Source organism: Cupriavidus sp. HMR-1, from assembly GCF_000319775.1.
Lineage (GTDB): Bacteria > Pseudomonadota > Gammaproteobacteria > Burkholderiales > Burkholderiaceae > Cupriavidus > Cupriavidus metallidurans.
The window spans coordinates 1-2,505 of sequence record NZ_ANKP01000011.1; the positions used below are offsets into that span (position 1 = coordinate 1).

Consider the following 2,505-nt stretch of genomic DNA (forward strand, 5'->3'; position numbering starts at 1 on the left):
TGACCACGCCGCAACCGCCGCGCCAGCCCGGCCAGCCGAATCCGCCCGCACAAGCCAACCAGCCCGCGCAGACGACCCAGACGGCCGAGAAGACCGGCCCGAGCAACAGCCGCCGCGACTCCACCACCAACTACGAACTCGACCGCGTGGTGCGCCACGTCCAGCAGGCAGCAGGCGGTGTGAAGCGTCTGTCGGTGGCCGTGGTGGTGAACTACCGCACCAAGGTCGATGCCAAGGGCAAGCCGGTGACGGAGGCGCTGTCAGCCAAGGAACTGGCCCAGATCGAAAACCTGACCAAGGAAGCGATGGGCTTCTCCGCCGACCGCGGCGACTCGCTGAACGTGGTCAACAGCCCGTTCACGAGCGACGTCAAGACGGAGCCGGAAGTGCCGGTGTGGAAGCAGCCGCAAATGATCGACCTGGCCAAGACCGGCGTCGGCTACCTGCTGCTGGCCCTGCTGGCCGTGTTCCTGTGGTTCAAGGTGGCGCGTCCGGTGCTGCGCAAGTACACCGCGCCGCCGCTGCCCGCGCCTACCGAGACGGCAGCCGCCACCGAAGCCGTTCTGCTGCCGCCGGAAGAGGAAACCAATCCGGAAGTGCTGCGCCTGGCCGCGAAATATGAAAGCGATCTCGCCCTGGTGCGCGACGCCGCGCAACGCGACCCGCGCCTGGTCGCCAGCGTAATCAAGACTTGGATGGCAAATGACGAAGGCTAACAAGGGAGTGCCCGAAAAGGGCCTGCAGAAGAGCGCCATCCTGATGATGGCCGTGGGCGAGGATGCAGCCGCCGAAGTCTTCAAGCACCTGTCGCCGCGCGAAGTGCAGCAACTCGGTTCGGCGATGGCCAACCTGTCATCGGTGACGCGCGAGGAAATGTCCGAGGTCCTGTCCGAGTTCCGCAACGAGACCGAACAGTACCTGGCACTGGACGTCGATTCGAGCACGTTCATCAAGAGCGTGCTGAACAAGGCGCTGGGCGAGGAGCGCGCGCTGTCCGTGATCGAGGACATCCTTGAATCGCGCGATCCGGGCGGCGGCATCGACTCGCTGAACTGGATGGATTCGACTTCGGTGGCAGAACTGATCAAGGACGAACACCCGCAGATCATCGCCACGATCCTGATCCACCTGGACCGCCAGAAGTCTTCGGAAGTGCTGGGCTTCTTCACCGAACGCCTGCGCAACGACGTGATCCTGCGTATCGCCACCTTCGGTGGCGTGCAGCCGGGCGCGCTGCAGGAACTGACCGACGTGCTGACCAAGCTGCTGGCCGGCCAGAGCCTGAAGCGCAGCCGCATGGGCGGCGTCCGCACGGCGGCCGAGATCATCAACCTGATGAGCACGGCCCACGAGGAAGCGGTCATCGACGGCGTACGCACGCACGACGCCGACCTGGCGCAGAAGATCATCGACGAGATGTTCCTGTTCGAGAACCTGCTGGAGATCGAAGACCGCGGCATCCAGCGCGTGCTCAAGGAAGTGGCCACCGAATCGCTCATCGTCGCGCTCAAGGGCGCGCCGCAGGAGCTGCGCGACAAGTTCATCCGCAACATGTCGACACGTGCCGGCGAGATGCTGCGCGAGGACCTCGAGGCGCTGGGACCGGTGCGCGTGTCGCAGGTCGAGGCCGAGCAGAAGGCCATCCTGCAGGTCGTGAGACGTCTGGCCGAGGCCGGCGAAATCCAGATTGGCGGAGGCGACGATGCCTACGTTTGACCGCGGTTTTTCCGCTGGCCGTGGCCCGGGCCACGGCGATCCAGGGTTCTTCGGCGCGCCCTCCAAGGGCGCGACCGGCGGCCTGACCAACCTGCACGAGAGCGACGACGGCTTCCAGGGCTTCCAGCCCCCTGCCCGTCCACGCTCGCGCGGCGAAAGCTGGCAGCGTTGGCAGATGGAGTCGCTGGATCCGCGCGATGTCCTGCGCAAGGCGCTGGCGGCCCAGTTGCCCGCCGAACCGCCACCACCCCCGGCAATCGATTTCGAAGCGCTGGACGCAATGCGCGACGGGGCCCGCAAGGAGGGCTACGCGCAGGGCTACAACCAGGGCCAGACGCAAGGTTATGGCGATGGGCACCGCGAAGGCTACGCACGCGGGCTTGAAGCGGCACGCAATGAAGCGGCCCGCCTGCAGCAGCTTGCCGCCAACTTCCACGACGCGCTTGGCCGCGTCGACAACGATATCTCCAACGCGCTGATCGGCCTGGCGCTGGACGTGGCCCGCCAGCTCGTGCGCAAGACCGTCGAGCTCGATCCGGCCGCATTGCTGCCGGCTGCGCGGGAACTGCTGACCGCCGAGCCACCGCTCTCCGGCGCGCCTTGCCTGCTGCTGAACCCGGAAGACATCGCGCTGGTGGAAACACACCTGTGCGGCGAACTCGAAGCCGCCGGCTGGACGCTGCGGGCCGACCCGTCGATCGCACGCGGTGGCTGCATCGCCAGCGCCGCAAGCGGCGAGATGGACGCCAGCCTGTCCACGCGCTGGCAGCGCGTGGTCAAGGCGCTGGG

At 66.8% G+C, this 2,505-nt stretch carries 3 protein-coding genes; all 3 read left to right on the forward strand.

Going from position 1 to position 2,505, the window contains the following annotated elements; translation table 11 throughout:
- The coding region (locus tag D769_RS00195) for a flagellar M-ring protein FliF C-terminal domain-containing protein (protein WP_008640808.1) at positions 1-716 on the forward strand (716 nt) is incomplete at its 5' end.
- The gene (gene fliG, locus D769_RS00200; protein ID WP_011519667.1) at positions 703-1,716 is read left to right on the forward strand and encodes a flagellar motor switch protein FliG; all 1,014 of its coding nucleotides are present in this window, start codon (positions 703-705) and stop codon (positions 1,714-1,716) included. The genes D769_RS00195 and fliG, both read left to right, overlap by 14 nt.
- Positions 1,703-2,505 (forward strand): flagellar assembly protein FliH (gene fliH / locus D769_RS00205; RefSeq protein ID WP_008640812.1); only part of this gene is annotated, 803 nt, incomplete at its 3' end. The genes fliG and fliH, both read left to right, overlap by 14 nt.